At 65.2% G+C, this 25,845-nt stretch carries 24 protein-coding genes; 8 read left to right on the forward strand and 16 right to left on the reverse strand.

Annotated elements, in window-relative coordinates; translation table 11 throughout:
• The first annotated feature begins 34 nt into the window (after positions 1 to 34).
• The gene (locus tag ACWHXP_RS07815; protein WP_204726415.1) at positions 35 to 712 is read left to right on the forward strand and encodes a response regulator transcription factor; all 678 of its coding nucleotides are present in this window, start codon (positions 35 to 37) and stop codon (positions 710 to 712) included.
• A gap of 2 nt (positions 713 to 714) precedes the next feature.
• Positions 715 to 2,124 carry a sensor histidine kinase gene (locus ACWHXP_RS07820; protein ID WP_489635866.1) on the forward strand — a complete coding sequence of 470 codons (1,410 nt, stop codon included), beginning with the start codon at positions 715 to 717 and terminating at the stop codon, positions 2,122 to 2,124.
• On the opposite strand, the gene ACWHXP_RS07825 is transcribed toward ACWHXP_RS07820, so the two are convergent.
• From ACWHXP_RS07825 to ACWHXP_RS07880, 12 genes are all read right to left on the reverse strand, one after another.
• Positions 2,118 to 3,803 carry a c-type cytochrome gene (locus tag ACWHXP_RS07825; RefSeq protein ID WP_489634088.1) on the reverse strand — a complete coding sequence of 562 codons (1,686 nt, stop codon included), beginning with the start codon at positions 3,801 to 3,803 and terminating at the stop codon, positions 2,118 to 2,120. The two genes, ACWHXP_RS07820 and ACWHXP_RS07825, sit on opposite strands and share 7 nt — an antisense overlap.
• Before the next feature lie 242 nt (positions 3,804 to 4,045).
• Positions 4,046 to 4,609 (reverse strand): cytochrome b, encoded by a 564-nt coding sequence (locus ACWHXP_RS07830; protein WP_134222444.1) that lies wholly within the window; start codon positions 4,607 to 4,609, stop codon positions 4,046 to 4,048.
• A gap of 93 nt (positions 4,610 to 4,702) precedes the next feature.
• On the reverse strand, positions 4,703 to 6,058 hold the full coding sequence (locus ACWHXP_RS07835; RefSeq protein ID WP_489634087.1) for a sensor histidine kinase: 1,356 nt from the start codon (positions 6,056 to 6,058) through the stop codon (positions 4,703 to 4,705).
• On the reverse strand, positions 6,055 to 6,726 hold the full coding sequence (locus ACWHXP_RS07840; protein ID WP_311433750.1) for a response regulator transcription factor: 672 nt from the start codon (positions 6,724 to 6,726) through the stop codon (positions 6,055 to 6,057). The genes ACWHXP_RS07835 and ACWHXP_RS07840 overlap by 4 nt, the downstream gene beginning before the upstream one ends.
• 129 nt (positions 6,727 to 6,855) lie before the next feature.
• Positions 6,856 to 8,475 carry an ABC transporter substrate-binding protein gene (locus ACWHXP_RS07845; RefSeq protein ID WP_489634086.1) on the reverse strand — a complete coding sequence of 540 codons (1,620 nt, stop codon included), beginning with the start codon at positions 8,473 to 8,475 and terminating at the stop codon, positions 6,856 to 6,858.
• 142 nt (positions 8,476 to 8,617) lie between these two features.
• Positions 8,618 to 9,316 carry an HAD-IA family hydrolase gene (locus tag ACWHXP_RS07850; RefSeq protein ID WP_489634085.1) on the reverse strand — a complete coding sequence of 233 codons (699 nt, stop codon included), beginning with the start codon at positions 9,314 to 9,316 and terminating at the stop codon, positions 8,618 to 8,620.
• A gap of 225 nt (positions 9,317 to 9,541) precedes the next feature.
• A complete protein-coding gene (hppD, locus tag ACWHXP_RS07855) occupies positions 9,542 to 10,618 on the reverse strand; it encodes a 4-hydroxyphenylpyruvate dioxygenase (RefSeq protein ID WP_259435202.1) in 1,077 nt (358 codons plus the stop codon).
• Between the two features lie 139 nt (positions 10,619 to 10,757).
• Positions 10,758 to 11,483 (reverse strand): amino acid ABC transporter ATP-binding protein, encoded by a 726-nt coding sequence (locus ACWHXP_RS07860; protein ID WP_209582015.1) that lies wholly within the window; start codon positions 11,481 to 11,483, stop codon positions 10,758 to 10,760.
• Between the two features lie 9 nt (positions 11,484 to 11,492).
• The gene (locus ACWHXP_RS07865; protein WP_489634084.1) at positions 11,493 to 12,188 is read right to left on the reverse strand and encodes an amino acid ABC transporter permease; all 696 of its coding nucleotides are present in this window, start codon (positions 12,186 to 12,188) and stop codon (positions 11,493 to 11,495) included.
• A gap of 1 nt (position 12,189) precedes the next feature.
• Complete coding sequence (locus ACWHXP_RS07870; protein ID WP_489622896.1) at positions 12,190 to 12,876, reverse strand: amino acid ABC transporter permease; 687 nt, start codon at positions 12,874 to 12,876, stop codon at positions 12,190 to 12,192.
• 36 nt (positions 12,877 to 12,912) lie between these two features.
• The gene (locus tag ACWHXP_RS07875) at positions 12,913 to 13,752 is read right to left on the reverse strand and encodes an ABC transporter substrate-binding protein (protein ID WP_259435199.1); all 840 of its coding nucleotides are present in this window, start codon (positions 13,750 to 13,752) and stop codon (positions 12,913 to 12,915) included.
• 58 nt (positions 13,753 to 13,810) lie between these two features.
• On the reverse strand, positions 13,811 to 14,716 hold the full coding sequence (locus tag ACWHXP_RS07880; protein ID WP_489634083.1) for a prephenate dehydrogenase: 906 nt from the start codon (positions 14,714 to 14,716) through the stop codon (positions 13,811 to 13,813).
• A 76-nt stretch (positions 14,717 to 14,792) separates the two neighbouring features.
• Here ACWHXP_RS07880 and ACWHXP_RS07885 point away from each other — a divergent pair, with 76 nt between their 5' ends.
• Both ACWHXP_RS07885 and ACWHXP_RS07890 read left to right on the forward strand, forming a co-directional pair.
• A complete protein-coding gene (locus ACWHXP_RS07885) occupies positions 14,793 to 15,197 on the forward strand; it encodes a LysR family transcriptional regulator (protein WP_489634082.1) in 405 nt (134 codons plus the stop codon).
• Entirely contained in the window at positions 15,198 to 15,770 is a 573-nt protein-coding gene (locus ACWHXP_RS07890) for a LysR substrate-binding domain-containing protein (protein WP_489637766.1), read from the forward strand.
• A gap of 179 nt (positions 15,771 to 15,949) precedes the next feature.
• Here ACWHXP_RS07890 and ACWHXP_RS07895 read toward each other — a convergent pair whose 3' ends face one another.
• Both ACWHXP_RS07895 and ACWHXP_RS07900 read right to left on the reverse strand, forming a co-directional pair.
• Positions 15,950 to 17,182: a type II toxin-antitoxin system HipA family toxin gene (locus tag ACWHXP_RS07895; RefSeq protein ID WP_489634080.1), complete on the reverse strand. Its 1,233-nt coding sequence runs from the start codon at positions 17,180 to 17,182 to the stop codon at positions 15,950 to 15,952.
• A 1-nt stretch (position 17,183) separates the two neighbouring features.
• On the reverse strand, positions 17,184 to 17,489 hold the full coding sequence (locus ACWHXP_RS07900; RefSeq protein ID WP_209535871.1) for a helix-turn-helix domain-containing protein: 306 nt from the start codon (positions 17,487 to 17,489) through the stop codon (positions 17,184 to 17,186).
• Positions 17,490 to 17,633: 144 nt separating this feature from the next.
• On the opposite strand from ACWHXP_RS07900, the gene ACWHXP_RS07905 reads away from it, so the two are divergent.
• From ACWHXP_RS07905 to ACWHXP_RS07920, 4 genes are all read left to right on the forward strand, one after another.
• Positions 17,634 to 18,158 carry a sigma-70 family RNA polymerase sigma factor gene (locus ACWHXP_RS07905; protein WP_489634079.1) on the forward strand — a complete coding sequence of 175 codons (525 nt, stop codon included), beginning with the start codon at positions 17,634 to 17,636 and terminating at the stop codon, positions 18,156 to 18,158.
• 19 nt (positions 18,159 to 18,177) lie between these two features.
• On the forward strand, positions 18,178 to 19,212 hold the full coding sequence (locus tag ACWHXP_RS07910) for a FecR family protein (protein ID WP_489622891.1): 1,035 nt from the start codon (positions 18,178 to 18,180) through the stop codon (positions 19,210 to 19,212).
• 64 nt (positions 19,213 to 19,276) lie between these two features.
• Positions 19,277 to 21,730: a TonB-dependent siderophore receptor gene (locus ACWHXP_RS07915; protein WP_489634078.1), complete on the forward strand. Its 2,454-nt coding sequence runs from the start codon at positions 19,277 to 19,279 to the stop codon at positions 21,728 to 21,730.
• Positions 21,731 to 21,754: 24 nt separating this feature from the next.
• Positions 21,755 to 22,282 carry an RNA polymerase factor sigma-70 gene (locus tag ACWHXP_RS07920; RefSeq protein ID WP_134222438.1) on the forward strand — a complete coding sequence of 176 codons (528 nt, stop codon included), beginning with the start codon at positions 21,755 to 21,757 and terminating at the stop codon, positions 22,280 to 22,282.
• On the opposite strand, the gene ACWHXP_RS07925 is transcribed toward ACWHXP_RS07920, so the two are convergent.
• Positions 22,215 to 23,522: a PepSY-associated TM helix domain-containing protein gene (locus ACWHXP_RS07925; protein WP_489634077.1), complete on the reverse strand. Its 1,308-nt coding sequence runs from the start codon at positions 23,520 to 23,522 to the stop codon at positions 22,215 to 22,217. The two genes, ACWHXP_RS07920 and ACWHXP_RS07925, sit on opposite strands and share 68 nt — an antisense overlap.
• Positions 23,516 to 25,756: a TonB-dependent siderophore receptor gene (locus ACWHXP_RS07930; RefSeq protein WP_489634076.1), complete on the reverse strand. Its 2,241-nt coding sequence runs from the start codon at positions 25,754 to 25,756 to the stop codon at positions 23,516 to 23,518. Before ACWHXP_RS07930 ends, ACWHXP_RS07925 begins: the two co-directional genes overlap by 7 nt.
• Positions 25,757 to 25,845 lie beyond the last annotated feature (89 nt).

Here is a 25,845-nt window from a genome sequence, read left to right on the forward strand (position 1 = left end):
TCCCGATCTCGATGACGCACGTGAATGGAATGGTATGCAACTCCTGTTGGTGGAAGACGACATGAAAGCCGCGCGACTGCTGGCCCAGGGCTTGCAGGAAGAAGGTTTCGCGGTGACGGTGGCGCACAGTGCGGAAGAGGCGCTGGCGCTGCTGGATCGTCCCTTCGACGTGGCCATCTTCGACCGCATGCTGCCCGGCATCGACGGTCTGGCGCTGTGCCGGCGCGTGCGCCAGTCGCAGGTGCTGTGGCCCATCCTCATGCTGACCGCGCGCGATGCACTGGGCGAGAAGGTCGAGGGCCTGCATGCCGGGGTTGACGATTACCTGGCCAAGCCCTTCGCCTTCGAGGAATTGCTGGCCCGCCTGCATGCCTTGCTGCGCCGTCCGCGCCAGCTGCAGGTCCTGCATCTGCAGCTGGCCGATCTGCGCATCGACCTGCTGGCGCATGAGGTGATGCGCGACGGCCAGCGGCTGGACCTGACGCAGAAGGAATACGCCGTACTGGTGCTGCTGGTGCGCAACAGCGGCCAGGTGGTCAGCCGCCAGCAACTGGCGGAAGAAGTCTGGCATGCCGACCTGATCGCCATCGACAACCTGATGGACGTCCACATCAAGAACCTGCGCCGCAAGATCGAAGCCGATGGCCGGCCGGCGCTGATCGAAACCTTGCGCGGGCAGGGCTTTCGCATGCGCGGTGACGGCGCGCCATGAGCATGGGTTTTCGCAAACGGCTGCTGCTGGTGCATATGCTGGCCGTAGTGCTGATCGTGACGTGTGCGGCGGCAGCGGGCTGGTGGCTGCTCTCGCAATCCGTGCTGGGCCAGCTCGATGCGGCGCTGCTGGCATTGGGCGAGACCGAGGCGGGTCTGCTGGCGGAAGGTGCGCCCGATGCCATCCACGTCCACGAACCGCGCCCCGGTACGGCGCCGCCTTCGCTGGTGCGGCTGGACCGGCTGGTACAGATCATCGATGCCGATGGCAAGGTGCTCGCGCGCAGCAACAACCTGGGTGCGGGAACCCTGCCGGTCTCGGCCGGCCTGCTCAAGCGCCTGGAGGGCGGACAGACCGTCTTTGAAACCCTGCCCAAGGCCAGCGAAGAACCCTTGCGCATGGCGGCGGTCCCGGTCAAGCTGGGCGAGCGCCGGTTTGCGGTGCTGGTGGCCGGGTCGCTGGACGATGCGGACCATATCGTCGAATCAGCCGCCTTGCTGTTCGGCGGCCTGGCCGTGGCGCTGCTGCTGGCGCTGGCGGCGGCGGGGGCGATTCTCACCGGCCGCCTGTTCGGCACGGTCGAGCGCATCGCCGCGCAGGCGCGCCGCATCAGCGATGCCAGCCTGGGCGAGCGGCTCGCGCATCCGGGCAGCGATGACGAGATCGGGCATCTGGTGGACACCCTCAATTCCATGCTGGCACGGCTGCAGCGCGCCTTTGAACTGCAGCGCAACTTCACCGCCAATGCCGCCCATGAGATCCGCTCGCCGCTGTCGCGCCTGCGCACCGAGATCGAGCTGTCGCTGCGGCGGCCCCGTTCGGTGCAGGAGCAGGTCGCCACACTGCAATCCTGCCTGGAGGAAGTGGCCGGGCTGACCAGCATGGTCGAGGAGCTGCTGCAGCTGGCGCGCCTCGATGCCGGTCAGGAAAGCCGACAACCCGAGCGCATTGCGCTGGATGCGGTGATGCGCGAGGCCATCGCCAGATGGCAAGGCACGGCCGCTGCGCGCCGCATCCGGCTTGAGCTGCACGCACCGGAGGCGGTCCACGCCAGCGTGGGCGAGCGCGCTGCCTTGCTGGTGTTGAACAATCTGCTGGACAACGCCATCAAATTTTCCGCGCCCGATTCGGCGGTGGAGATCCGCGTGTTTGCCGAGGGGGGCGGGGCCACGCTGGAAGTGCTCGATCGCGGCCCCGGCATCGCCAGTGGCGACCAGCCGCAACTGTTCGAGCGCTTCTATCGCGGTCGCGCCTCGCAGCAGGGGCAGACCAGCGGCGCCGGACTGGGACTGGCCATCGTGCGTGCCGTGCTGGACGGCTATGGCGCCAGCATTACCCTGAGCAATCGCAGCGATGGCATGGGGGCAGCCTGCCGGCTGCACTTCCCGGATCGCGTGGCGGCACCTCAGTAACGCGCATCGGCCGGTTTCTTGTCCCGCGGCCAGTCCCTGGTCTTGGGTGCGAAGTCGGGACGCGGCTGATGCGTGAAGAACTCCGCCACATCCACCGCTTCCTGGTCCGACAGGCCGCCTTGGCCTAGCGGGAAACGGTCATGCAGGGCGATCGGCATGTTGCGTTTGACGAAGGCCGCAGCGGTGTAAGTGCGCGCCATGCCGGCACCGATGTTGAAGGACTGCGCGCCCCACAGCGCCGGGTAGACCCACTGGCCGGACGGGCTGCGGATGCCTTCGCCCTGCGCGCCATGGCAGGCGGCACACTGGGCGTGGTAGATGCGTTCGCCATTGACCGGATCGGGCTTGAGTTTCTGATCGATCTTGCCGATGCCGCGTCCCGGTACTTTTTCACCGGGCTGCGCGTCACGGCGCATCCACTCGATGTAGGCCAGCATGGCCTGCATGTCCTGCGATCCCGGCGGCAGTGGCTTGCCATTCATGGAGCGGGGGAAGCAGCCATTGATGCGATCTTCCAGCGTGATGACACGCCCGGCCCGTGCCGCATAAGTCGGGAAGGCGGCCGACACGCCCACATAGGGCGACCCGCCGCCGACGGTGCCCGCATTGAGATGGCAGCTGGCACAGTTCAGTCCGTTGCCGACGTGCTGCGGCAGCAGGCGTCCCGTCTCGATATTGAGGCGGGCACCAAGGATGAGCTGTGCGGCATTTTTTTCTTTCAGCATGTCAGCCAGGCGCGGCGCTTCGAAGCGCGGCCCCACCGTATTTGCCGGCTGCGCGCCCAGTTCGACACGCAGCCGTGCGACTTGGCGCTCACTGATATCCGCCTGTTGACGGCCGCCCCAGCTGGTCCGCGCAAAGTTGAGAATCTCGGCAATCTCGCCATCGCTCAACGCGGAAAACGCCGGCATGCTCATTGCCTTGGGCTGGGCATGGGTGCGCGCCGCCCGCCAACCGGTGAGCATGATGTGGATCAGCGAGGCGGGCTCATGGCTTTGCAGGGTCGGATTGCCCGCCAGCGGCGGGAACAGCCCCTGCACCCCGTTGCCGTCGCTACGATGACAGGTGGCACAGAACTGCACGTAACCCAGCCCGCCGCGCGAGAGGTAGAGGTCGGCCGGGATGGCGGCGACGACGGGTGCGGCGGTGGCCTGCGGCGGGCGCTGGCGCGCGGGCGAGGGCAGGCTGGCCAGATACGTGCCGATGGCCAGCAGATCCTCGTCGCTCATGTATTGCGTGCTGTGCTGGACCACGTCGACCATGTTGCCTGCCACCGTACCGAAGCGATTGCTGCCGGTGCGCAGCAGCCCGGCCACATCCGCGGGCTGCCAGCGGCCGCGAAGGTCGAGCGCGCGCCAATTCTCTACCGTCTCGCCGGAGAGGAACAGCGGGCCATTGCTGCCGGATTCACTCATGGTTTTTTCCTGCATGCCGATACCCCGCGGTGTATGGCAGGCCACACAGTCGCCCAGCCGGGCGACATAGCGGCCGCGCAGAATTTGCTCGCGGGTAGTGGCATCGAGCGCGTCGCTGAAGTCGGAAGGAAGATCGTCGCTCAGGTTGGCCGCGCTCGTCGGCATGGCGACGGCCGGTGCAGCACTGGCCAGCGGTGACCAGAGCATCAGCGTGGCGAGCAAGAGAAAAATCAGGGGAAGAAGGGGGCGGTGAAGTGTTGTCATGATGGGTCCGGATCGTTATTCCGAGAGTGAAACCTGCCCCATTTAAACCTTGCACTGTGACCACATCGATGCGCTGATCGGAAGCCGTTTGATCTTCCGCAAAGACCGCTGGCGCGGCCTCTGTCAGGTTTTTGATGGATTTCACAAACCGGCCTTTCACAACAAAAAACGCCACCCGAAATGTCCGGATGGCGTGGTCGACGAAGGCGGCGCAGCATTCGCTGCGCGGGTGGCAAATCCGCTTACTTGCGTGGCGAGCGCAAGGACATGCGCTGCAGGATGGGCATGCGATCAAACAACTGGTGCCACAGCGCACCCAACACATGCAGCCCGACCAGGAAATACACCGCATTGCCCATGAATTCATGCACTTCCTTGATGGGACCTCGCACGGCCATGTCCTTGGCCAGAATCACCGGCAGCGTCATGCCGAAGAACACCACATCACGGCCACCGGCCTGGGTGAACAGGATGCCGGTGATGGGCAGGCCGATCATCACGGCATACAGCAGCAGGTGCACGGCGCTCGCGCCCAGCTGCTGCAGGCGCGGCAGCGGCAGTTCGGGCGGCACGCCCAGCAGCTTGCGGGCGATCAGGCGCACCACGACGAAGATCAGGACCAGTTGACCGGCATGCATGTGCACCGTGCGCAGCAGGTCGCGCAGCGGGTCGCCCTTGGGGATGTCGTCGCGGTATTCGATGGTGGCCAGCGCCACCACGAACAGGATGAACATCAGCCAGTGCAGCGCGGCGTAGAGGGGGTGGTAGCGGGTGCCTTGCCCGAGGGCATTATTGGTTTTGTTCATCTGGGTTCCCATTGGAAAAATGAGCCTGCATGGTAAGTCAGGAAACTTAGTTCAGCATTAGCCTGGCGCAAGAAACTGCTGACCAAACCTGACTCAGTCCTGGCCCGGCGCAGGAATGTCGAGGATCACGCGCAATCCGGTCTGTGATTTCTCATCCGTTGCCGCCAGCTCGATCATGATATCCAGCCGCGCTGCCACCGACTGCACGATGGCCAGCCCCAGGCCAGCACCGGGAGCGGCTGCGGGATCGAGTCGATGGAAGGGCTGGAACACGCGCTCACGCTCGCTGGCCGGAATGCCGGGACCATTGTCGGTGATCTCAAGACGCACGCGACCCGGCGGTGTCTGAGCCGCTGCGGCCAGCGCCAGGCTGATGCAGCCACCCGGCGGCGTATAGCGGATCGCGTTGTCGATCAGGTTGCCCAGCAGCAAGCCGAGTTCTACCGGATTGCTGTCCACCTCGGCCGTCAGCGGTCCGTCCACGCCAAGGTCGATGTCCTTTTGCTGAGCCAGCGGCAGCAGGTTCTCCAGCACCGGCCGCACGGCCTCGCGCAGCAGCAGCCGTGTGCGAGCCGAGGATGCCGTTTGATTCTGGGCGCGGGCCAGGGCGAGCAATTGGGTGACCAGCATGCGCGCGCGCTCCAGTCCTTGTTCCAGACGCTGCAAGCGTGTGCGGGCGGTATCGGAAAGCTCGCTCTGCTGCAGTCCTTCTGCCTGCAGCGAGAGTGCGGCCAAGGGCGTGCGCAATTCGTGCGCGGCATCGGCCACGAAGCGGCGCTGTGCCGTCATCGCGCCTTGTACACGCGCCAGCAGGCGATTGATGGCGTCGACGAAGGGGCTGATTTCAAGGGGCAGGCCTTGGGTGGCCAAGGGATCGAGCTGGTCATCGCGCCGCTGGTCGATCTCGCGGCGCAGTTGTGCCAGCGGCGCGAACAGCGTGCGCATGATATGCCGGAGTGCCAGCAGCAGCACCGGTACCAGAAGCAGGACGGGAATCACTGCGCGCCAGGCGCTGCGCGAAGCAATGCCATCGCGCACATCGGTCTCCTGCGCCAGCGCGATGCGGCGGCCGGAAGCAAGCGGCTGGACATAGACGCGGAAATTCTCATGAAACATGACGGCCGTCTGGAAACCGTCCTGCAAGCCTGCCGGCAGCGGCAAGGCGGTAGCAGCCGGCAGGCTCTGGCCTGGCTCGGGGAGCCATTGCACGCTGATGCGCGATTCATGATCGGCCCCGGGATAGCTGCCCTCCGCCCCATCCGCGGGCAGGGTACCGCCGAGGCGGGCGATGAGTGTGCCGACCTGCAGCAACAGGTCGTCCTGCTGCCGGATCGAATCGCGATAGGCGCTGAGGAAGCCGAAGACGCCGGCACCCAGGGCCACCAGCAGAATGGCCAGCGTCAGCGCCAGCGACAGCCGTGCTTGCAGGGAGCGTTGCAGGGGTGTCATGACGCGCTTGCTCCGCGCGCGACCATCCAGCCCATGCCACGCACATTCCTGATGGCCGTACGATCCAGTTTCTTACGCAATGCATGGATCAGGAATTCGACCGCATTGCTTTCCACTTCCTCGCCCCAGCCATAAATCCGTTCTTCCAGTTCGCTGCGCGACAGGATCGCGCCAGGGCGATGCATGAGTGCCTGCAGCAGGGCGAATTCGCGGGCCGACAGCGTCACCGGCGCCTGGCCTTGCCAGCGGGCGGTCTTGTCGGCCAGATCCAGAGACAGTTCGCCATTGTCCAGCACCACCGTAGCCGCCCCCGACTTGCGCCGCATCACCGCGCGCAGGCGCGCCAGCAATTCGCCCATGGCAAAAGGCTTGAGGATGTAGTCGTCGGCACCGCTGTCGAGTCCGTCGATGCGGTCCTGCACGCCATCGCGGGCGGTCAGGATCAGGACTGGCGTGGTGGCGTGCCGGCGCATCTGGCGCAGTACCGACAAGCCATCAGCACCAGGCAGGCCCAGATCCAGCAGGACGGCGTCGTAGTCCTGCTGGTCCAGGGCGGCGTGCGCGGCGTTGCCGTCGCGCACCCAGTCCGCCGCGTAGCTGGCCTCCCGCAGGGCCGCGCGGACTTCCTCGCCGATCATGGCGTCATCTTCCACCAGCAGTATTCGCATCGCTTGCCATGCCTCCTTCAATGCATCCGGCCATCGGATGGTGCCAGAGTCTAAGGCAAAAGCGCGAGTGACTGCGTAAAAGTGAGCCAGGCCGCCGTCGGACAAGCCCTCCAGCTTGTATGGATCAAATCATGAATCGAGCCATACATGCTCGGCAAAGGAGTAGCCCATCATGCCGCCCAGCGGAATCGGCGAGAGGCCCTTGACCTTGCTGCTGTAGCCATCCAGCAGGGCGAGGAACATGGGGATGCCGATCCCGGCTTCCTCATGGATGATGGTTTGCATGTCTCCATACATCTGCTTGCGCTTGCCGACATCGATCTCGGCCCGCGCGGCCGTGAGCAGCTGGTCGAACTTCTCGCTCTTGAAGCGCGACTCGTTCCATGCCGCCTGTGACTGGAAGAACTGGGTGAGCAGCACGTCGGCACTGGGGCGCGGGTTGACGTTGCCGAAGCCGACCGGATTGCTGAGCCACTGGTTGGACCAGTAGCCTTCCGGTGGCATGCGCTTGAGTTCCAGGTCCAGTCCGACGCGCTGTGCGGTCTGCTGCAGCACCGTGGCGATGTCTACCGAATACATGGCCGCCGCCGAACAGACCAGCGGTATCTTGCCGGTCACGCCGGACTTCTGCAGGTGGTATTTGGCCTTGTCCAGATCCATCTGGCGCTGCGGCAGGCCGGCGAGGTAGAAGGGGTTGGTCGGATCGATCGGCTGGTCATTGCCCAGCACCGCATGGCCGCGCGCAATGTTCTTGCGCATGACCTCACGGTCCATCAGGTACTTCATGGCCAGCACGAAATCGGGGTTGCTGCCGGGGCCCACATCCTTGCGCAGGATCAGGTCGGTATAGGCCCCGGATGGCGTTTCCAGCACCGCAAAGCCGGCACTGCCCTTGACGCGCTCGATGGAGCGCGGATTGAGGTTGGCCACCAGATCGAGTCCGCCCGAGAGCAGGGCGTTGACGCGCGCATTCTCGTCGCCGATGCCGACGAACTCAATCTCGTCCAGGTAGGGCTTGCCGGGTTTCCAGTAATTGTCGTTGCGTACCACCACCGAGCGGATGCCGGGAGTGAATTCCTTGAGCTTGTAGGGACCGGTACCGATGCCGGCGCTGAAGTCGGTGGTCCCGGCCTTCACGATGTGGAAGTGGAAGGTGCCGACGATGACCGGCAGGTCGGCATTCGGCGCGGTCAGCGTGACGGTCACTTCATTGGGGCCGGTTTCCTTGACGCTCTCGATCTGGTCGGCCAGGGTCTTGGCCTTGGAGGCGGTGGCCGGATCCTTGTGGCGCATCAGCGAGAACACCACGTCGGCCGGCGTGAGCGCCTTGCCGTCGTGGAAGCTCACGCCCCGGCGCAGCTTGAACACCCACACCCTGGCATCCTTGCTGCTGAAGGACTCGGCCAGCGCCGGTTGCGGCGTGAGGCTGGCATCCAGCGAGGTCAGGCCGTTGTAGAGCATGGTGCCGCGCGAGTAATCGGTCTTGTTGGATTGCTTGGCGGGATCGAGCGTGTCGCTGACCGATGCCGTGTCGCCGCCCACGCGCAGCTTGCCGCCGCGGCGCGGGGTCTGGGCGTAGGCACTGGCGGCGCTGGTGGCAAGACCGCCCGCCAGCGTGGCTTGCATGCCCCCGGCCAGCAGCATTTTGAGAATGTCGCGCCGGCTGGCACCGCGCTTGAGGCAATCCATCAGGCCGGCGGTGTCGCTGGCGCTCAGGAGGTCGAGTTCGGTGTTGTCGTTGTGATCCATGGTGCAGCTCCCTGTGTGGTTGAGGCGTGAGAAGACCGGCGGGGCGATGGCGGCCCGCCTGGACTCGGATGCACTGATGCAAGCCGGCACGGCGCTGCGTGCCGGTGAATGCGGACTCTGCGGTCCGCTGTGAGGGTGAAGCTTATTGCCCCGCTTCTACCGCATCGGCCAGTTGCGCCAGCGTGTGGAAGTGGTAATCGGGGACGGTGTGCTCGGAGGCGATGGTGCCGCCCGAGCTGGACTTGCCGTGACGGCGCTCGATCCAGCAGGTGGTGATGCCCAGGCGCTTGGAGACGCCGATGTCGTGATACTGGCTTTGCGCCACATGCAGGTTGTCGGCCTGGCGATAGCCCCATGCGCCTTCGAAGCGGCCACGGGCGTAGGAGAAATATTGCGGGTCGGGTTTCTCGCAGAGGGCGTCGTCGCAGCTCAGCAGCAGGTCAAACGGTTCGCCAAGGGTGCGGGCGAAGTGTTGCAGGGCCCAGGTTTGCGCATTGGTCATGGTGACCAGCTTGTAATGCTTGCGCAGGCGTTGCAGCGCCTCGACCGAATCGGCAAAGGCCGGCCAGTCGGCCACCGAATCGCGCAGGCCGCGCGCCAGTTCCGGGGTGTCGGGCAGACCCAGCCCCGGGGCGATGACATGCCAGCAGCGCTCGAGGTCATCCGGATACCAGCCGGTATTGCCATCGCTGCGCGCGGCGCGATAGGCCGCGAGGAAATCTTCGTCCGTGATCTTGCTGCCGGGAGCGGCCTTGCGCAGGTAGGCGAGCATGCCGCCTTCGAAATCGATGAGAGTGCCGACGACGTCAAACGTGAGTACCTTGAAATCCTTCAGAGGCATGTCTTGCTCCAGAAAAAAGGGAATGACGATGAGAGTGGGGGACCTGGCCACGAATGGCTGCGCGGGGGCCAGTGGGTCCAGAATACGGGCGCGCGTGCCGGAGCTTGATGCAAAAAGGGACACTCAAACCGCACAGAATTTTTTTCTGGACGGCTGCTACAGCACGCTGTAGCAGCCGCTCCCGGCCTCTTCCGCAGGCCGGGAATCCGCGCCTGCGCGTTCTCATCACGAGGCCGCCAGCACGCCCCGTTCGATCTGGTCGCGCTCGATGGATTCGAACAGGGCCTTGAAATTGCCCTCGCCGAATCCGTCATCGCCCTTGCGCTGGATGAATTCGAAGAACACCGGTCCCAGCAAGGTCTTGGAGAAAATCTGCAGCAGCAGGCGGCGCTGTCCGCCTTCGCTGCTGCCATCGAGCAGGATGCCGCGCGACTGCAGTTCAGCCACCGGTTCGCCGTGGCCGGGCAGGCGGCCTTCCAGCATCTGGTAGTAGGTCGCGGGCGGGGCGGTCATCAGCGGCAGGCCGGCGGCCTTGAGCTGGTCCAGGGTGCCGATCAGGTCATCGGTGGACAGGGCAATGTGCTGGATGCCTTCGCCATTGAACTGCATCAGGAATTCCTCGATCTGGCCGGCGCCCTTGGAGGATTCCTCATTGAGCGGAATGCGGATCTTGCCATCGGGCGCGGTCATGGCCTTGGAGGTCAGGCCGGTATATTCGCCCTTGATGTCGAAATAGCGGATCTCGCGGAAGTTGAACAGCTTCTCGTAGAAGCCGGCCCAGTAGGCCATGCGGCCACGATAGACATTGTGGGTCAGGTGGTCGATTTCCTTGAGGCCGACGCCCTTGGGCTGGCGGTCCACCCCGTCGATGAAGGTGAAATCGATGTCGTAGATGGACTTGCCTTCCTCGAAGCGGTCGATCAGGTACAGCGGCGCACCGCCGATGCCCTTGATCGCCGGCAGGCGCAATTCCATCGGGCCGGTCGGCATCTCCACCGGTTGCGCGCCCAGCGACAGGGCGCGTGCGTAGGCGTGATGCGAATCCCTGACGCGGAAGGCCATGCCACAGGCACTGGGGCCGTGCTCGCTGGCGAAGTAGGACGCGGCGCTGCCGGGTTCGCTGTTGAGGATGAAATTGATGCTGCCCTGGCGATACAGGCTGACCGCCTTGGAGCGGTGGCTGGCGACCCTGGTGAATCCCATCATGGAAAACACCTGGTGCAGCACGGTCGGATCGGGGGCGGCGAATTCGACGAACTCGAAGCCCATCAATTGCATGGGATTGTCAAACAGGTCGGGCATGGTCTTCTCCTCGGGATGGGTCAGGATCAATGGCGGGCGGATGCGCAGGCTGCGCGAGACCTTCCGCAAGCGGCCAGCGGCCGCTGCGGTGAGTCAGTATGTCATCTGGAGGAGGCCGGATACTGGCGGCCTCCGGCATTCAGTGGCGGGTGTCGGACAGGAATTTCTGCGCGCGCGGATGCTGCGGGCGGTGGAAGAAATCCTCGGGCGTCGCGCGTTCCAGCACTTGGCCGGCATCGATGAACCAGACGCGGTCGGCCACTTCGCGGGCAAAGCCCATCTCGTGCGTCACGCAAACCATGGTCATGCCTTGCCGCGCCAGGTCCTTCATGACGGCCAGCACTTCGCCGACCATTTCCGGATCGAGCGCGCTGGTGGGTTCATCGAACAGGATCAGCGGCGGCTCCATGGCCAGCGTGCGGGCAATCGCCACACGCTGCTGCTGGCCACCGGAGAGTTCGGTCGGGAAAGCCTGTGCCTTGTGCGCCAGGCCGACCCGTTCCAGCAGGGCATGGGCACGCTCGCGCGCCTCGGCACGCGGCATGCCGCGCACGGTCGTGGGGGCCATCATGACGTTGTCCAGCACGCTGCGGTGAGGGAACAGGTTGAACTGCTGGAACACGAAGCCGATGCCGGCCCGCAGGGCATTGATGTCGCGCCCCGGCTGGTGCACATCCTGGCCGGCCACGCGGATGCTGCCGCGATCGATCTCTTCGAGACGATTGACGGTGCGGATCAGGGTCGACTTGCCGGACCCGGAAGGGCCGCACACCACCACCACTTCGCCGCTGGCGACGGTCTCGGAAATGCCCTTGAGCACGGGCGTGTTGCCATAGGATTTATGGACATTGATGAATTCAAGCATGGTCATTCCTCAGGCGGGGCGGCTGCGGCGGGTCCGGGCGATGCGCTGTTCGAGCGCGGCCACGGCACGGCTCAGGGCGAAGCACACCACGAAATACGTCATCGCCAGCAAGGCATACACTTCAAACGGTTTGGTCAGCAGCTGGCTGTTGACCTGGTAGGCGGCGTTGGTCAGTTCATCGACCCCGATCACGTAGGCCAGCGAGGTGTTCTTCACCACCACCACGAACTGGTTCATCATGCTCGGGATCATGTTGAACAGCGCCTGCGGCAGGATCACCTTGCGCAGCGTGGTCCAGTACCCCATGCCCAGCGTGCGCGGCGCTTCCGTCTGGCCGCGCGGCAGGGCCTGGATGCCGGCCTTGACGATCTCGCCCAGATAGGCGCTCTCGTAGATCACCAGCGCCACCAGCATCACCAGGCTGGCATTGATGCTCTTGCCGAACAGCATCGGCACGGCGAAATACGACCAGAACACCAGCAGCAGCAGCGGCAGGCCACGCACCGTGTTGGCGTACAGCCCGGCCAGACGCGACACAAGACGGATCGGCGAGGTGCGGCCGATGCCGACCAGCACCGCCAGCGGGAACGACAGCAGCAGGGCGGCGGCGGCCAGGATCAGGGTCATGGCCAGCCCGCCCAGCGGGCCATGCGGATACTCGCCGATCAGCAGGATCAGGCCATAGTCGTGCAGGATATCGAGCATGTCAGTTCCTCGCGCTGCTGAAGCGGCGGCTGGCGTAAGCGCCGGCCCCCATGATGAGCCACGACAGCAGCACATACACCACCGAGACCATCAGGAAGGCTTCGAAGGTGCGATAGGTTTCGTTCTCGATCTGGCGCGTGGCGTGCATCACGTCGGCCACGCCCACGGTCATGGCCAGGCTGGTGGCCTTGAACAGCGCCAGGGTCTGGTTCACCAGCGGCGGCAGCGCTGCACGCAGGGCCTGCGGCAGCAGGATGTGCTGCAGCGTCTGGCGATACGACATGCCCAGCGAACGGGCCGCCTCGACTTGGCCGCGCGGCAGTGAACGCAGGCCGCTGCGCAGGTCTTCGCTCATGTAAGCGGCGGCATAGAGCGTGAGCGCGATGCATGAAAAGAAGAACTCGCCGTCATGGTGGTTGATCCAGCGCTGCACCTCGCGCGGCAGCAGCTGCGGCACGCCGAAGTACCACACGAAGATCTGCACCAGGCCCGGCACATTGCGGTGGTACTCGACAAACAGGGCCACCAGGGCCTGCCCCAGCCGGCTGCTGGTACTGCGTACGGCAGTCAGCAGCGCGGCCAGCAGCATGGCCAGGATCCAGCTGGTCACGAACAGCTTCACCGTGACCCACAGACCGTGCGCAAGCAGGGTCTGGTAGTCCGGATTGGCCAGCAACAGGTCTTTCATGGGCTTCCCTCGATCCTCATTGCGGTGGCGTGAAGCTTATTGGGCGAAGGCCGAGATGGGCGTGAGCTTCTTCTCGCGGGCGAAGGCGAAGCGGGTGTTGGGGCCGTACCACTTGTTCCAGATGGCATCGATCTCGCCGGCCTTTTCCATGTCTTCCAGCGACTTGTTGACCGCCGCCAGCAGGGCCGGCTCATCCTTCTTCACGCCCAGCGCGGTCGGCTCCCAGGCCAGTGCATCGTTGACGTAGGTGGCCTGGCCCTTGGATTCGACCAGATAGCGCAGACCGGCGGTCTCGGAGGTGGAGAAACCGTCAACCTTGTCCTGCATGAAGGCCAGGAAGGCGGAAGGACCGTCCTGATAGGTCACGATCTCGGTCTTGGGCAGGCCACGACGCGCGTAGATTTCGGTAGTGGCACTCTTGACCGCGCTCACGCGCAGGCCGGCCAGCTTGGCGAAGCTGTCGATATTGGCGGATTTCTTCACCATCACGCGGATCGGCACCTGGTAGTGGGCCGAGCTGAAGGCGACCTGCTGTGCACGTTCCTTCGTATAGCCCAGCGCCGCCGAGACCACGTCCACCCGGCCCACGCTCAGTTCAGGGATGCGCTGTTCGATGGACAAGCCCTTGTGTTCCATCTTGAGCCCCATGTGCTGGGCCAGGGCCTTGCACATGTCCACGTCGAAGCCGACGATCTGGCGCGTCTGCGGATCCTGGTAGCCCAGCGGTTCGGTACTGGTCAGAGTGCCGCAGACCAGGGTGCCGCGCGCCTTCATGTCGGCCAACTGGTCGGCATGGGCGGCGGGTGTGGCCGCGATACAGGCGGCCGTGACGGAGAGGGCGAACAGGGTCTTGCGCAAAGTGGAGTGGGTGGTCATGGTGAGGCTCCTCGTTTTTTGTGGTGGGGTGGACAAAAAGGCGTTGCAAGTCTTGCGATCAGGATCCGCCCGTGTGCTGCGTGGCGGCATGCAAATCCCGTGCCGTGGAGAAATGTGCGGCCAGACTGGTTCGCTCGCCGGCGGCCAGCGCCGCGCGCAGTTCGGCCAGCGAGGCGCTGAAACGATCGATCTCGGCCAGCAGCGGTGCCGCATTATGCACGGCAATGTCGGCCCACAGGGCAGGATCGGACGATCCCAGGCGCGTAAAGCCGGTAAACCCGCTACCGCGATAGGCCAGCCACTGCCGCGCCTGCGGCTGTTGCGCCAGGCCGTGCAGGTAGGCATAGCTCAGGAGCTGCGGCAGATGGCTCAGGCTGGCATAGATGGCATCGTGCTCCCCGGCGGCCACGCACGCGGTACGAGCACCCAGCCGCTGCCAGAATTCCTCCACGCGGGCCAGTGCGGCCGGGGGCGTGGCGGCGTCCGGGGTGAGGATGCACAGCTTGTCCTGCAGCAGATCGGCGTCGGCCGAGATCCAGCCATGGGTGGCCTTGCCGGCAATCGGGTGACAAGGGATGAAGCGCGCCAGGGCGTCGCTGCTGCCGTCCTGCTGCAGTGCTTGCAAGACCGGGCTTTTGACGCTGGCAACGTCGATGCCCAGCGCGCCGCCGTAGGCAATGTCGCGCCGATGCACCCGCAGGTAATCCAGCAATACGCCGACCGGCTGGCACAGGATCACCAGGTCATGATCGCGGAAAAAATGCTCGGGACTGGCGGCGGCCAGATCCGCATAGCCCTCCTCGCAGACCCGTGCGGCCATGGCGCGATCGATGTCGAACACCGTGATGCTGCCCCGGTAGCCGCTGGCCCGCAGGGCCTTGAGGATGGAGCCGCCAATGAGCCCGACCCCGCACAGGGCGATGCGTTCGAAGGGAAGGGACTGGCGTGTGGATGAGGTCTGCATGGCGCAAAGTATCAGATGGACAAGCCATAATCGCCAATGCCAAAATATTCAGCTTCTATAACATCAGGTTAGACCCATGAATTTACGCCAGATCGAAGTGTTTCGCGCGGTGATGCGGGCCGGGACCTTGTCCGGCGCAGCCGACGTGCTGCATGTGTCGCAGCCGGCGGTAAGCCGTCTGATTCGCTATCTGGAGGCCAAGCTGCAGGTGGCGCTGTTCGAGCGCAGCGGCGGCCGCCTGCATGCCACGCCCGAAGCCATGGCGCTGATGCGCGAGATCGACAGCGCCTGGCGCAGCATCGACCGCGTCAAGATGGTGGCCGAGCAGCTGCGTTATGGGGTCTCCGATACGCTGCGTATCTGCACCAATCTCAGTCCGGCGCTGGACCTGGTCCCGCGCGCGGTGGCCGAACTCAAGCGCCGCATGCCGGGCCTGCACATTGCCATGGAAATCGCCACCCAGACCCAGATCACCGAGTAGTTGCTGACCGGTGAATGCGATATCGGCGTGGCCGCCTTCGTGCAGCACCAGCATCCGGCGTTGACGCATCACCTGATCGGCGAAGGCAACGTGCTGTGCGTGATGGCGGCGGACCATCCGCTGGCCACGCGGGCGCGCCTGAAACTGGAAGACATCCACGCCTACGACGTCATTTCCTTCGGAACCGAAACCGCGCATGGCAAAGTGGTGGAGGGCTTGCTGGGCAGCCGCGAGGGCGCGCGCAAGGCGGCGGTGGACGTGCGTTACGCGTATATCGCCTGCAGTGTGGCGGCGCATGGCTGGGGCATTGCGCTGGTGGACGACCTGACGGTGGCTGGTTTCAAGGATGCCCGGCTGGTGGCGGTGCCGCTGGCACGTCCGGTGCGCTATAGCGCCTATGCCATGGCCAGCGCCGAGCGCCCGCCCTCAGCCGGCGGGCGCGAGATGGTGAGTCTGTTGCAGGCGTACTGGAAAGAGGCTTGCCAAGCGGCGACCTTAGTCATGGCAACAACGGGGGCAGGGATGGAACTCCGGAAGAAGCGGCAGAGGATGCCACGAGAAGAAAGCAGATGAGTCCCCCCCCCGAGCTGCCGACGCCGCGCTATGCGGGCCGATCTTTTCTCCCCCCTCCAGGGTGACTCATCTACCAGCGGCATTCTAACGGGGCTTGCCGGGAATGAAACTAGTCCATTTGGACTGGTCAGGGCACGCACATTACGTTCCGGAGCGCGCGGCGCAGAGCATGGAAGCGTTCAACGGCCGGCATCGATGCAGGTCCCCAGCAGCTGAAGATCGGTACGGCTTACCCCGCACTCCGCGAAGAGCCTGCGCCAGCCCGCAACACAAGATCGCACCTCCTCGATGATCGTCCGCGCTTCTTTCGGCGTGAGAAGGAAACGGCGGGATTGCGACAGGGCGTTGATGGTCGTGCTGGCAGCACCATGGTCCCCCACGCCGATGGATTGCGGCAGATAGGCGGCATCCAGATGCGGAAGCAGGTCGAAGGCGGGAGAGAGTCGATAGCGGCCACGCGTATCACGCAGCAGAGCATGATTGCGCATGTGGTCATCAACATTCCCGATCAGGATGTTGAAGACCATCCGGCGGAACAAGGCGTGAGCGTCCCGCACGGCATAATCGTCCAGCGGACGCAGGGCTTCGGCGATACCGGCATAGGAGTAACGGGTTCGAAGGAGCCCGGGGTTTACCTGGTCGATGTCGATGAGGCTGTTGGCGCTGAGATAATGAAGACGGCGTCCATCGTCCGTGCGGTCGAATCGGGTCAGCAGAAGCAGAGAACGGCTCCCCAATGTCACGAGTTCAAAGTCGGGTACGTCGATGCCGGCCTGGTGCGCCAGACGCAGTGTGGCGTATTCAACCGTCGGAACGTCGAATCGATCGTCGAGGCGGCTGAACTTGGCGATGGCCTCCCGGCCTTCATGCAGCACCACGGTCTTTGGCCGGACACCGCCAAGGCTGGCACCGGGAAAGAACAGGCGCAGTGCTTCCTCATCCAATTCGCTATCCGGGTCACCCGTCAGGGCCTCGATCGCATGGGTCTGCCGCTCGTCCAGTCTCGACAACGGCTCGGGCCGGTTACCGGGCACGGGTACCACCGAATGGTGTTCGGAGAATCCCAGGCAGCCCGATCCGAAATGCCAGCAGTGGATGAACCAGTCTACCGGCGTCTCGGGCTGTGGGCGGCCGTACTGGCGATGGATGCTGGCGGTCAGGCGCACACCCCAGGCGTTTGGTCCGGCATCGGAGAGCACGCCGAAGGAGCCATCACGGCGTCGGCGCACTGTATGCAAGTCAGTCTGGAGCGGTAAGTGAACCGGGTCGAGCGAGAACGCGTCAGGGTGTGCAACGTAGTGCTTGCCGTAGCCCAGCCTGCCGTCGCCGTTGGCGTCGAGCGCGAAACCGGCCACCGGGCGGGGCGCGTCCGGATTGGAGCAATCGAAGACAGTGCAGGCTGTTTGCCGCATGTCAGAAGTCCTGATCGACTATTGGCGACGGCGCATCGCGCAAGTGCCGCGGAGTTTCCGGGCGGTTGACCAGCAATTCGACATCCGATAGCTCTTGCAAGGCTTCCAGTACGGCGAGGAAGCCGCCAATGGAAACGCCCGGGTCACCCAACTCCAGTCTGCCCAAGGTCGAGCGGTGGATGCGGGTGATCTGTTCCAATTGCGACAGCGACAATTTGCGCGCTTTGCGCGCGCGCCGGATTCGCAGTCCAAGCTGGGTCAGCGTGTCGTGTACTGTCGCAGTAAGGAAATCCGAGTTATGGCGCATAAATGCATCATGTAGAGAATAATGATGCACTTATACATCATTAAAACATCCATCGCAACGCAGCGTACCTTTCCCACCGTTGTCAAACTTCATATCCGCCGCTAAAATGAGAATTATTATTATTTAGAGACTGCCGGCTCCCTCATGCCCGTCCCGCACTCCGCCGACGCCCAGCGCATCGACTCGCTCTACCGCGAGCATCATGGCTGGCTGCAGCAGTGGCTGCGACGCAAGCTGGGCAGCAGCAGCGATGCGGCCGACCTGGCCCAGGATACCTTCCTGCGGGTGCTGGGCAAGCCGCAAGCGCTGGCTGAAGTACGCGAACCGCGCTCCTGGCTGACCCGCATCGCGCAGGGCCTGGTGGTGGACAAGGTCCGGCGCGACGAGGTCGAACGCGCCTGCCTGGAGGCCATCGCCCATCTGCCGGAACCGGAAGTGATCTCGCCCGAGGCCAGGATGCTGTTGGTGGAGGCGCTGGCCACCATCGACGCCATGCTGGAAGGCCTGGGAGCCAAGCCGCGCGAGGCTTTCCTGATGTCCCGGCTGGACGACCTGGGCTATGCCGAGATTGCCCAACGCATGGGCGTCTCGCTGAGCAGCGTCGAAAAATACATGGCGGCCGCCATCCGCCATTGCTACCTGATGCGGCAAGCCTGGCAAGCCAGCTGAAGCGCATCCTTTCACGCTGATGTCCGCCAATCCAATGCCTTCGGCCCCACCTGATCCGGTCCTGGAACAAGCCATCGCCTGGCTGGTTCAGCTGCGGGCGCAGCCCTCCGGTGTGGCGCCGGATCCCGCCTTGCAGGCCCGCATCGATGCCTGGCGCGCGGCAGATGGCCGTCATGAAAGCGTGTGGTCCGAGCTGATGGCCTCAGAAGCCCAATTTCAGCGGCTGGTGGCCTTGCCGGTCGCCCCTGCGCAATGGCAGCAGCCGCTCTCGGCGCTGAACCGCTCGCGCAGCCGCCGCCAGTCGCGCCGTCGCTGGCTGGGCGGGGTGGCGCTGAGCCTTGGCAGCGTAGCCCTGGCCAGCCTGGCCGCACGCCAGGCCGGGCTGTTCGATAGCCTCGCCGGCCAGCGCTACGCCACCGGGACCGGCGACCAGCGCCGCGTGACCCTGGGCGACGGCACGCAGCTGGCCCTCAATACCGCGACGGCCGTGCGCCTGCAGTTCGATGCGGAGCAGCGCCTGATCGCGCTGGAACACGGCGAAATCTTCATCAATACCGGGCGCGATGCACTCTCGCCCCGCCATCGCCCCTTCCTGGTCCAGACCGCCCAGGCCCGCCTGCAGGCGCTGGGCACGCGCTTCGCCGTGCGCCAGCAAGAGGGCGTGACCCGCCTGAGCGTGCTGGAAGGGCGGGTGGCCGTGGACACGGGGCAGGGCACGCGCACCGTGATGGTCCCCGGCGAAACGGTGGAGATCGATACGCGCGGCGAGCTGCGGCGGCAGGCCATTCCGGCGGCCGCCATGGACCCCACGGCCTGGCTCGATGGCACGCTGGTGGCGCACGACATGCGCCTGGGTGATGTGGTCGCCGAGATGGCACGCTATCGCCACGGGTGGCTGGTCTGCGAGGACAGTGTGGCATCGCTGAAGGTGTCGGGCGTGTTCCAGCTGCGCGATGGCGATGCAGCGCTGGAATCGCTGGCGCAAGCGCTGCCGGTGCGCATCGAACAGCGTACCCGCTTCTGGGTCCGGGTGACGGCGCTAAACAGCCGATAAGAATTTTCTGGCAGGGATTGCGGGTTTTGGGGGCCTGCTTCGGCATACCTCATGAAACCAGTGAATGTTCTTGTCATTTTCCATGCCCGCCTTCATCCCGCCGCGACTGCACGCTGACCGTCTGCGCCGCCCCTGCCTCGTGCTCGGGCTGCTGCTGGCCTGTGCCGTGCCGGGCTTCGGCGGATTCGCCTGGGCGCAGGAGGCGAGGGCAGTGCATCGCCATTACCAGCTCGCTGCCGGACCGCTGGACGAAACCCTGAACCGGTTCGCGCGTCTGGCTGGCATCACGCTCTCCTATGCGCCGGACATGGTGCAGGGCCGAACTGCCCCCGCCCTCGACGCCGATCTGGCGGTGGAAGATGCCCTCGCGCAGCTGCTGGCCGGATCCGGCCTGCGGGCCGTGCGCACCCCGGGCGGCGGCTATGGCCTGCAATGGCAGGGGCCGGCGCGCTCCGGCAATGACCTCATCCCCGAGCAGGGCCAGCGCCTGAAACAGGTCGTCATCATCGGCCGTCCCGACCCTCTGGCGATGCACGAGGGGCAGCCAGACTACGCCGCCACCCACGGCCAGACTGCAACCCGCACCGCCACACCGCTGCTGGAGATCCCGCAATCGCTCTCGGTCGTCACGCGTGAGGAAATGGACGCACGCGGAGCCGCCAGCGTCATGGACGCGCTGCGCTATCTGCCGGGGGCCAACACCCAGACCCATGGTGTGGACCCACGCGGCTACGACTACTTCAACCTGCGCGGCTTCATCAATGCGCAGAACACCAGCAACTACCTCAATGGCCTGCGCCAGCTGGTGGCGGGCTTCGGCATGTTCCGCACCGAAGCCTATGGACTGGAGCGGGTCGAAGTGCTGCGCGGTGCGGCCTCGGCCACCATTGGCCAAGCCGATCCGGGCGGGGTGGTCAACCGCATCAGCAAACTGGCCGGCGCGGAGTCGCCCGATGAACTGGTGCTGTCGGCGGGAACATTCAACACGCGCCAGCTGGCCGCTGACCTCAGCGGCACGCTGGCTGAGGATGGGCAGGCGCAGGCGCGCCTCGTGGCGCTGGTGCGTGATAGCGATACCCAGTTCCGTTACGGCAATGGCCGCGCCGTGGAGAACGACCGCCTGTATCTGGCCCCCTCGCTCAAGCTGCGCCTGGGCCGCGACACCAGCCTCATCTTGCTGGCCGACTACCTCAAGGACCGCAACGGCAGCAGCCGCTGGACCGCCGTCAATGCCGACGGCAGCCTCACCCACACGCTGGTGGGCGATCCCGGCATCGACCGCCAGCGCGGCGAGCAATGGTCGCTGGGCTGGCAGCTGGCGCATCGCCTGAATGAAAACTGGCAGTTGCTGCAGGATTTTCGCCAGGCCGGCTTGCGGTCGCAGTATTCGGTCCTCAATCCGGTCAGCCTCAGTGGCAGCGTGCTCACCCGCATGGCGGCACGCTACGACACGCAACTGCAAAGCAGCCAGCTCGATACGCGCCTGCAGGGCCAGTTGCAGCAGGGTGACGCTGAACACACCGTGGTGCTGGGCCTGGACCTGACTCGCCTGCATCAGGACGAGCAGCGTTATCGCGGCAGCGCACCCAGTCTGGACCTGGACGCACCGGTGTATGGCGTGCCCATCGCCATGGCCTCGCAACTGGTCGCGCGCTTGCAGGAGGACATGCAGCAGACCGGGCTCTACGTGCAGGACCAGATTCGTGACGGCTCACTGGTCTGGACGCTGGGCAGCCGCTACGACCGCGTCACCGACACCACCCGCAACCTGAGCAACGCAGTGCGCACTGACACGCGGGCCCATGCGCTCAGTCATCGCGCCGGTGTGTCGTTGAAGCTGCTGCCGTCGCTGGTGCCGTATCTGAGCGTGAGCACGTCCTTCCTGCCGCAGCCTGGGCAGGATGTGGCGGGCCGGCCGTTCTCCCCCAGCCACGGACGTCAGATCGAAGCCGGCATCAAGTTCCAGCCCGAGGCGGGGCGGGCGCTCTACACCGCTGCGCTGTTCCAGACCACCAAGGATCACGTCCTCACCAGCGATCCGCAGAACGCCAATTTCTCGATCGACCAGAGCCAGGTACGCTCGCGCGGCCTGGAACTGGAAGCGCGCGGTGCGCTGTCACCTGGACTGAACCTGCTGGCGGCCTACACCTGGACGCAGGCCATCAATACGGCCCATGCCGATCCGGCGTTGGTCGGCAAGACGCCGATGCTGGTGCCGCGCCATGCCGCCAGCCTGTGGCTGGACTACACGCCGGGCGAGGACTTGCCCGGCCTGGGCATGGGTGCCGGCGCGCGCTATACGGGGGCCAGTTACGCCAATGCCGACAACAGCGTGCGCAACGCCGCCACGGTGCTGCTCGACGCGATGTTGCGCCTGGACCAGGGCCATTGGCGCTATGCCCTCAACGTCAGCAACCTGGCCAATCGCCGCAGCACTTCCTGCCTGGCCGAACCGACGCTGACCTGTTTCTGGGCCGAGGAGCGCACCGCCGTGCTCAGCGCCCGCTATCGCTGGTAGCACTTCACGAGGAGACCCGGACGCATGCATCACGCCACCGCACCCACCGGCCTGCAACAGCACTTCATCGGCCAGCGCCAGCGACTGCGCGAGGCCGCCCAGCGCATCCTGGGATGTCCGCATCGTGCCGATGATGTCGTGCAGGATGCCTACCTCAAGATCGGCGAAGTGCAGGAACAGGAAAGCTGCGCCATCCGCCAGCCCCAGGCCTACCTGATGCGCATCGTGCGCAACCTGGCCATTGATCGTCATCGCCGCTGCCGCTTTGAGAGCGATGTCTTTGCCGAGGAAGAAGCCGGCGAAGACATCCACGAAGAAGCGCAGGGTCCCGAGGCCATCGCCATTGGCCGCCAGACCCTGGCACTGGTGAGCCAGGCGCTGGACGGCTTGCCTGCCCGTACCCGGCGGGCCTTCGAACTGTATCGCCTGACCGGACTGAGCCAGCGCGAGATCGCAGCCGAACTGGGCATCTCGGTCACGCTGGTCAACTTCCTGATCCGCGATGCCCAGGCAAGCTGCCGCCAGTGCCTCGCCCTGACACCGCCGCCCTGACCGGACGTGGAGCGCGCGCCGCGCGTTTCTTCCACCAGATGACGATGCCGGTCACGGTGAGCACGCTCACCAGCACGCCCAGCACGGCCAGGAAGATACGCCATGGCAGGCCGAACACCTGGCCCATGTGCAGTGCGCCGATCCAGTTGCTGAAGGTATTGCCGCTGCGGTCGCCCTGCGGCAGCCAGTGGCCACGGATATCGCCGGTGGCGGGGTCGATCAGCAAGCCGGTATTGCCGGCGTCGCTGCGGATGTCTGCATTGCTGTGGACCATGTATGCATACAAGCCCCTGCGACGGTCCATACTCAGTTTTTCTTCGAAGTCGATGCTCAGGCCACGTTCCTGCGCGAAGCGCGCCATGGCCGCACGTGCCATGGCATGGGCCTGCGGCCATTCCAGCGGCGGCTGCGCCAGCGGCCTGGCCAGTGGCGGGCGGCCGCGCCAGCTGGTATCGAAGGGCAGGATCTGCGACATCACCGGCAGATAGATCTGGTCGCGCAGGTTGAACATCACGCTGGACCATGCGATCAGCAACAACATCACCCATAGCCACAGGCCGCAGGCACGATGCAGATCGAGATTGACGCGATAGAAACCGGCCTGCCACTTGATGAGCCAGGCCGGTTTCCATTTCACCAGGAAGGGCCGCGCGCGCGGCCAGGTGAGGATCATGCCGACGAAGCAGTCGAGGGTCCACAGCAGCGCCACGATGCCCATCAACAGTGCGCCCGGCACGCGCGGCAGGGCCATCGAATGATGCACCTTGAACAGGAAGGGCATCAGTTGCGCGGGCCGCAGGCTGATCGCGTTGCGGTCCCGCACGCCCTGGATGTTGCCATCGTAGGGATTGGCGAAGACTTCGTCATAACTGAGCCGATAGGGCTTGCCGCTGGCCGGATCCAGCGCCGGTTCCGCGATGAAGCGAACCGTGCGTCCCGGTTGCGGATGCAGGATCAACTGGTTCACCTGTGCCTGCGGTCCCAGCGCCCGTTCCACCCGTGCGCGCAACTGGTAAGGATCGAGCATCGCAGTGGCCGCCTGGCCCGGCCCCGGCTGCGCCAGGTGCAGCTCGGGTGCCAGCCAGGTATCGAGCTCCTCTTCGAAACTCAGGAGGCTGCCGGTGAGGCAGGCCACCAGCAGGAAGAAGGCGATGGCCAGCCCGGTCCAGCGATGCAGCAGGACCAGGTGGTGGCGGCGTGGCGCACGGCGACACAGCCAGGCGGACAGCGTGCTTACCATCGCGTGGTCAACTGCACGAGACCAGTGCGGCGCGCGCCATACTCGCAGAGTTCCGAGCAGAAGGCGTAGACGCGATCAGTCACGTTGTTGAGCTTGAAGGCCAGCTCGAAGTTGCGCCAGTCCGCATTGATGCGGCCCAGGTCCAGGCGCGCGCCGAAGTCCAGCAGCGTGACCGAAGGCACCTCGAAGGTGTTGAGCGCATTGCCGTAGGAACGCCCGACGTAGCGCACGCCTGCCGACACATGCGCACCGGCCAGCGCACCGCGCTGGAAGGCATAGTCCGCCAGCACGCCTGCATTGTGTCTGGCCGCGCCGGGCAAGGACTTGCCCTCGGTGTTGGTGCTGCTGCTGGTGGCGTTGTTGCTGGTGACCTTGGCGTTGGTATAGCTGTAGCTGGAGGTCAGGCTCAGGCCCTCGGTGAGGGACAGCTTGCCTTCCAGCTCCACGCCCTTGGAGCGGGCCGCACCGGTCTGCACCGAGTAGCCGGCATGGGCCAGGTCGGTGGTCGCCACGTTCTGGCGTCGCAGGTCGAATACCGCCAGCGTGAAGAGCGCATTGGTATTGACGGGTGCGTATTTCACGCCGGCTTCATATTGCTTGGCGCGTTCAGGCTTGAGCATGTCGCCGCCGAAACTGGTGCCGGTGGTGGGCGTGAAGGATTCGGTGTAGCTCAGGTAGGGTGAGACGCCATTGGCCAGTTCATGCACCAGCCCCAGGTTGCGCGTGTTGGCGCGGTCGCTGCGCTCGGTCCGGGTGCGCGCGATGGCATTGCTGACGGTCTGTTGCGAGCGGTCGTGGCGGATGCCGGCGGAGACAAACCAGCGTTCGGCGATCTTGAGCTGGTCCTGCAGATAGAAGCCCAGTTGGTCATCCACGGTGCGCAGATTGTAGTTCTCGGATACGGCGGGCAGATTGCCGTAGCTGGTCGTGTAAAGATTGGAGAGCACATAACCGGCCAGCGTATTGGGACTGACATAACCGCGTACCGTGCCTGCGGTGTGATGGAAGTCCACCCCCATCAACACCTTGTGCTGCACGGCACCGGTGCTGAAGTCGGCCTGCAGCTGGTTGTCGGCGGTGAAGGTATCGGACTCGGTACTCAGTCGCCAGCGCTGCAGGGCGGCGGTCGCCGACTGCGTGGCCGGATAGAAGGCGGCGAAGCGCATGCTGTTGCGGGTGCCGTTGTAATCCGTATAGCGCAGGTTCTGGCGGAAGCTCCACACCTCGTTGAACTGATGCGAGAACTGCGAGCTGAGCGACCAGTTCTCGTAGCGCTCGCTGTTGTCGGCGCTGCGGCCCACAGCCGTGCTGGTCGGGATCTGCCCGTTGGGATTGGCCGTGACCGTGCCGCTGGCGGGGAAGACGTTGTTGGACAGGCCTTCGCTGCGCTGGTATTCGAAGCGCCCGGTCCATTCGGTGCGGTCGGACGGACGCCAGGTGATGGCCGGTGCCAGGAACAGGCGGCGATCGACGGTGCCATCGACCTGGGTCCCGGCGTCACGCGCCAGCCCGGTGATGCGATAGGACCAGACCCCGCCTTCATCGAGCGCGCCACCGAAGTCGCCGGCTACCTGCTTGCGATCAAAACTGCCGGCCTGCAGCTGCAGCTCACGCAGGGTGGTGGTGGTCGGTTTCTTGGAGACCACGTTGATCAGGCCGCCCGGCGCGTTCTGTCCGAACATCACCGAAGCCGGTCCATGCAGCAGCTCGATGCGTTCCAGTCCGTAGGGTTCGGGCGCATAGCGGCTGTAGCTGGCGTTGGAGGCGGTGAGCGTGCCGTCGCGATAGAGCGAGCCACCATTGTTGATGGGGAAGCCGCGCAGCAGCGAGGCCGTTTCGGAAATGGCGAAGGCGCCATTGGAGACCTGGATGCCGCTGCTGTAGCCCAGGGCCTCCGAAACGGAACGCGCCTGCTGGGTGGCGATCTGGTCCGCCGTGACGACCGAGATCGATTGCGGAGTTTCGGTGATGGGGGTATCAGTCTTGGTCGCGGTGGCGCTGCGCTTGGCGACGAAGCCGTGGACCGGGCCGGTAGCCTGTTCTTCCTGGCCGGCGGTGACGGTGACCTGGGGCAGCGAGGCATCGGTGGTGGTCTGCGCCCAGGCGGGGGCGGCGGCGGGCAGGCCCAGCAAGGCCAGGCGCAGCGCCTGCACCATCAGGCGCGGACGGGCCACGGGAGAGGGCAGGAGAGCGCGGGCGTGCGGGGAAGTGCGGCAGGTTTTTCTTGTCGTCATGGTCAGGAGCGTGGTCGCAATGAGGGATCGCCAGCGATGCTGGCGCGAGCCGAAGGGCCCGCTCTCTGGTTGACGAATGAGACGTGTTC

It is taken from the genome of Herbaspirillum sp. Her2 (assembly GCF_057961375.1).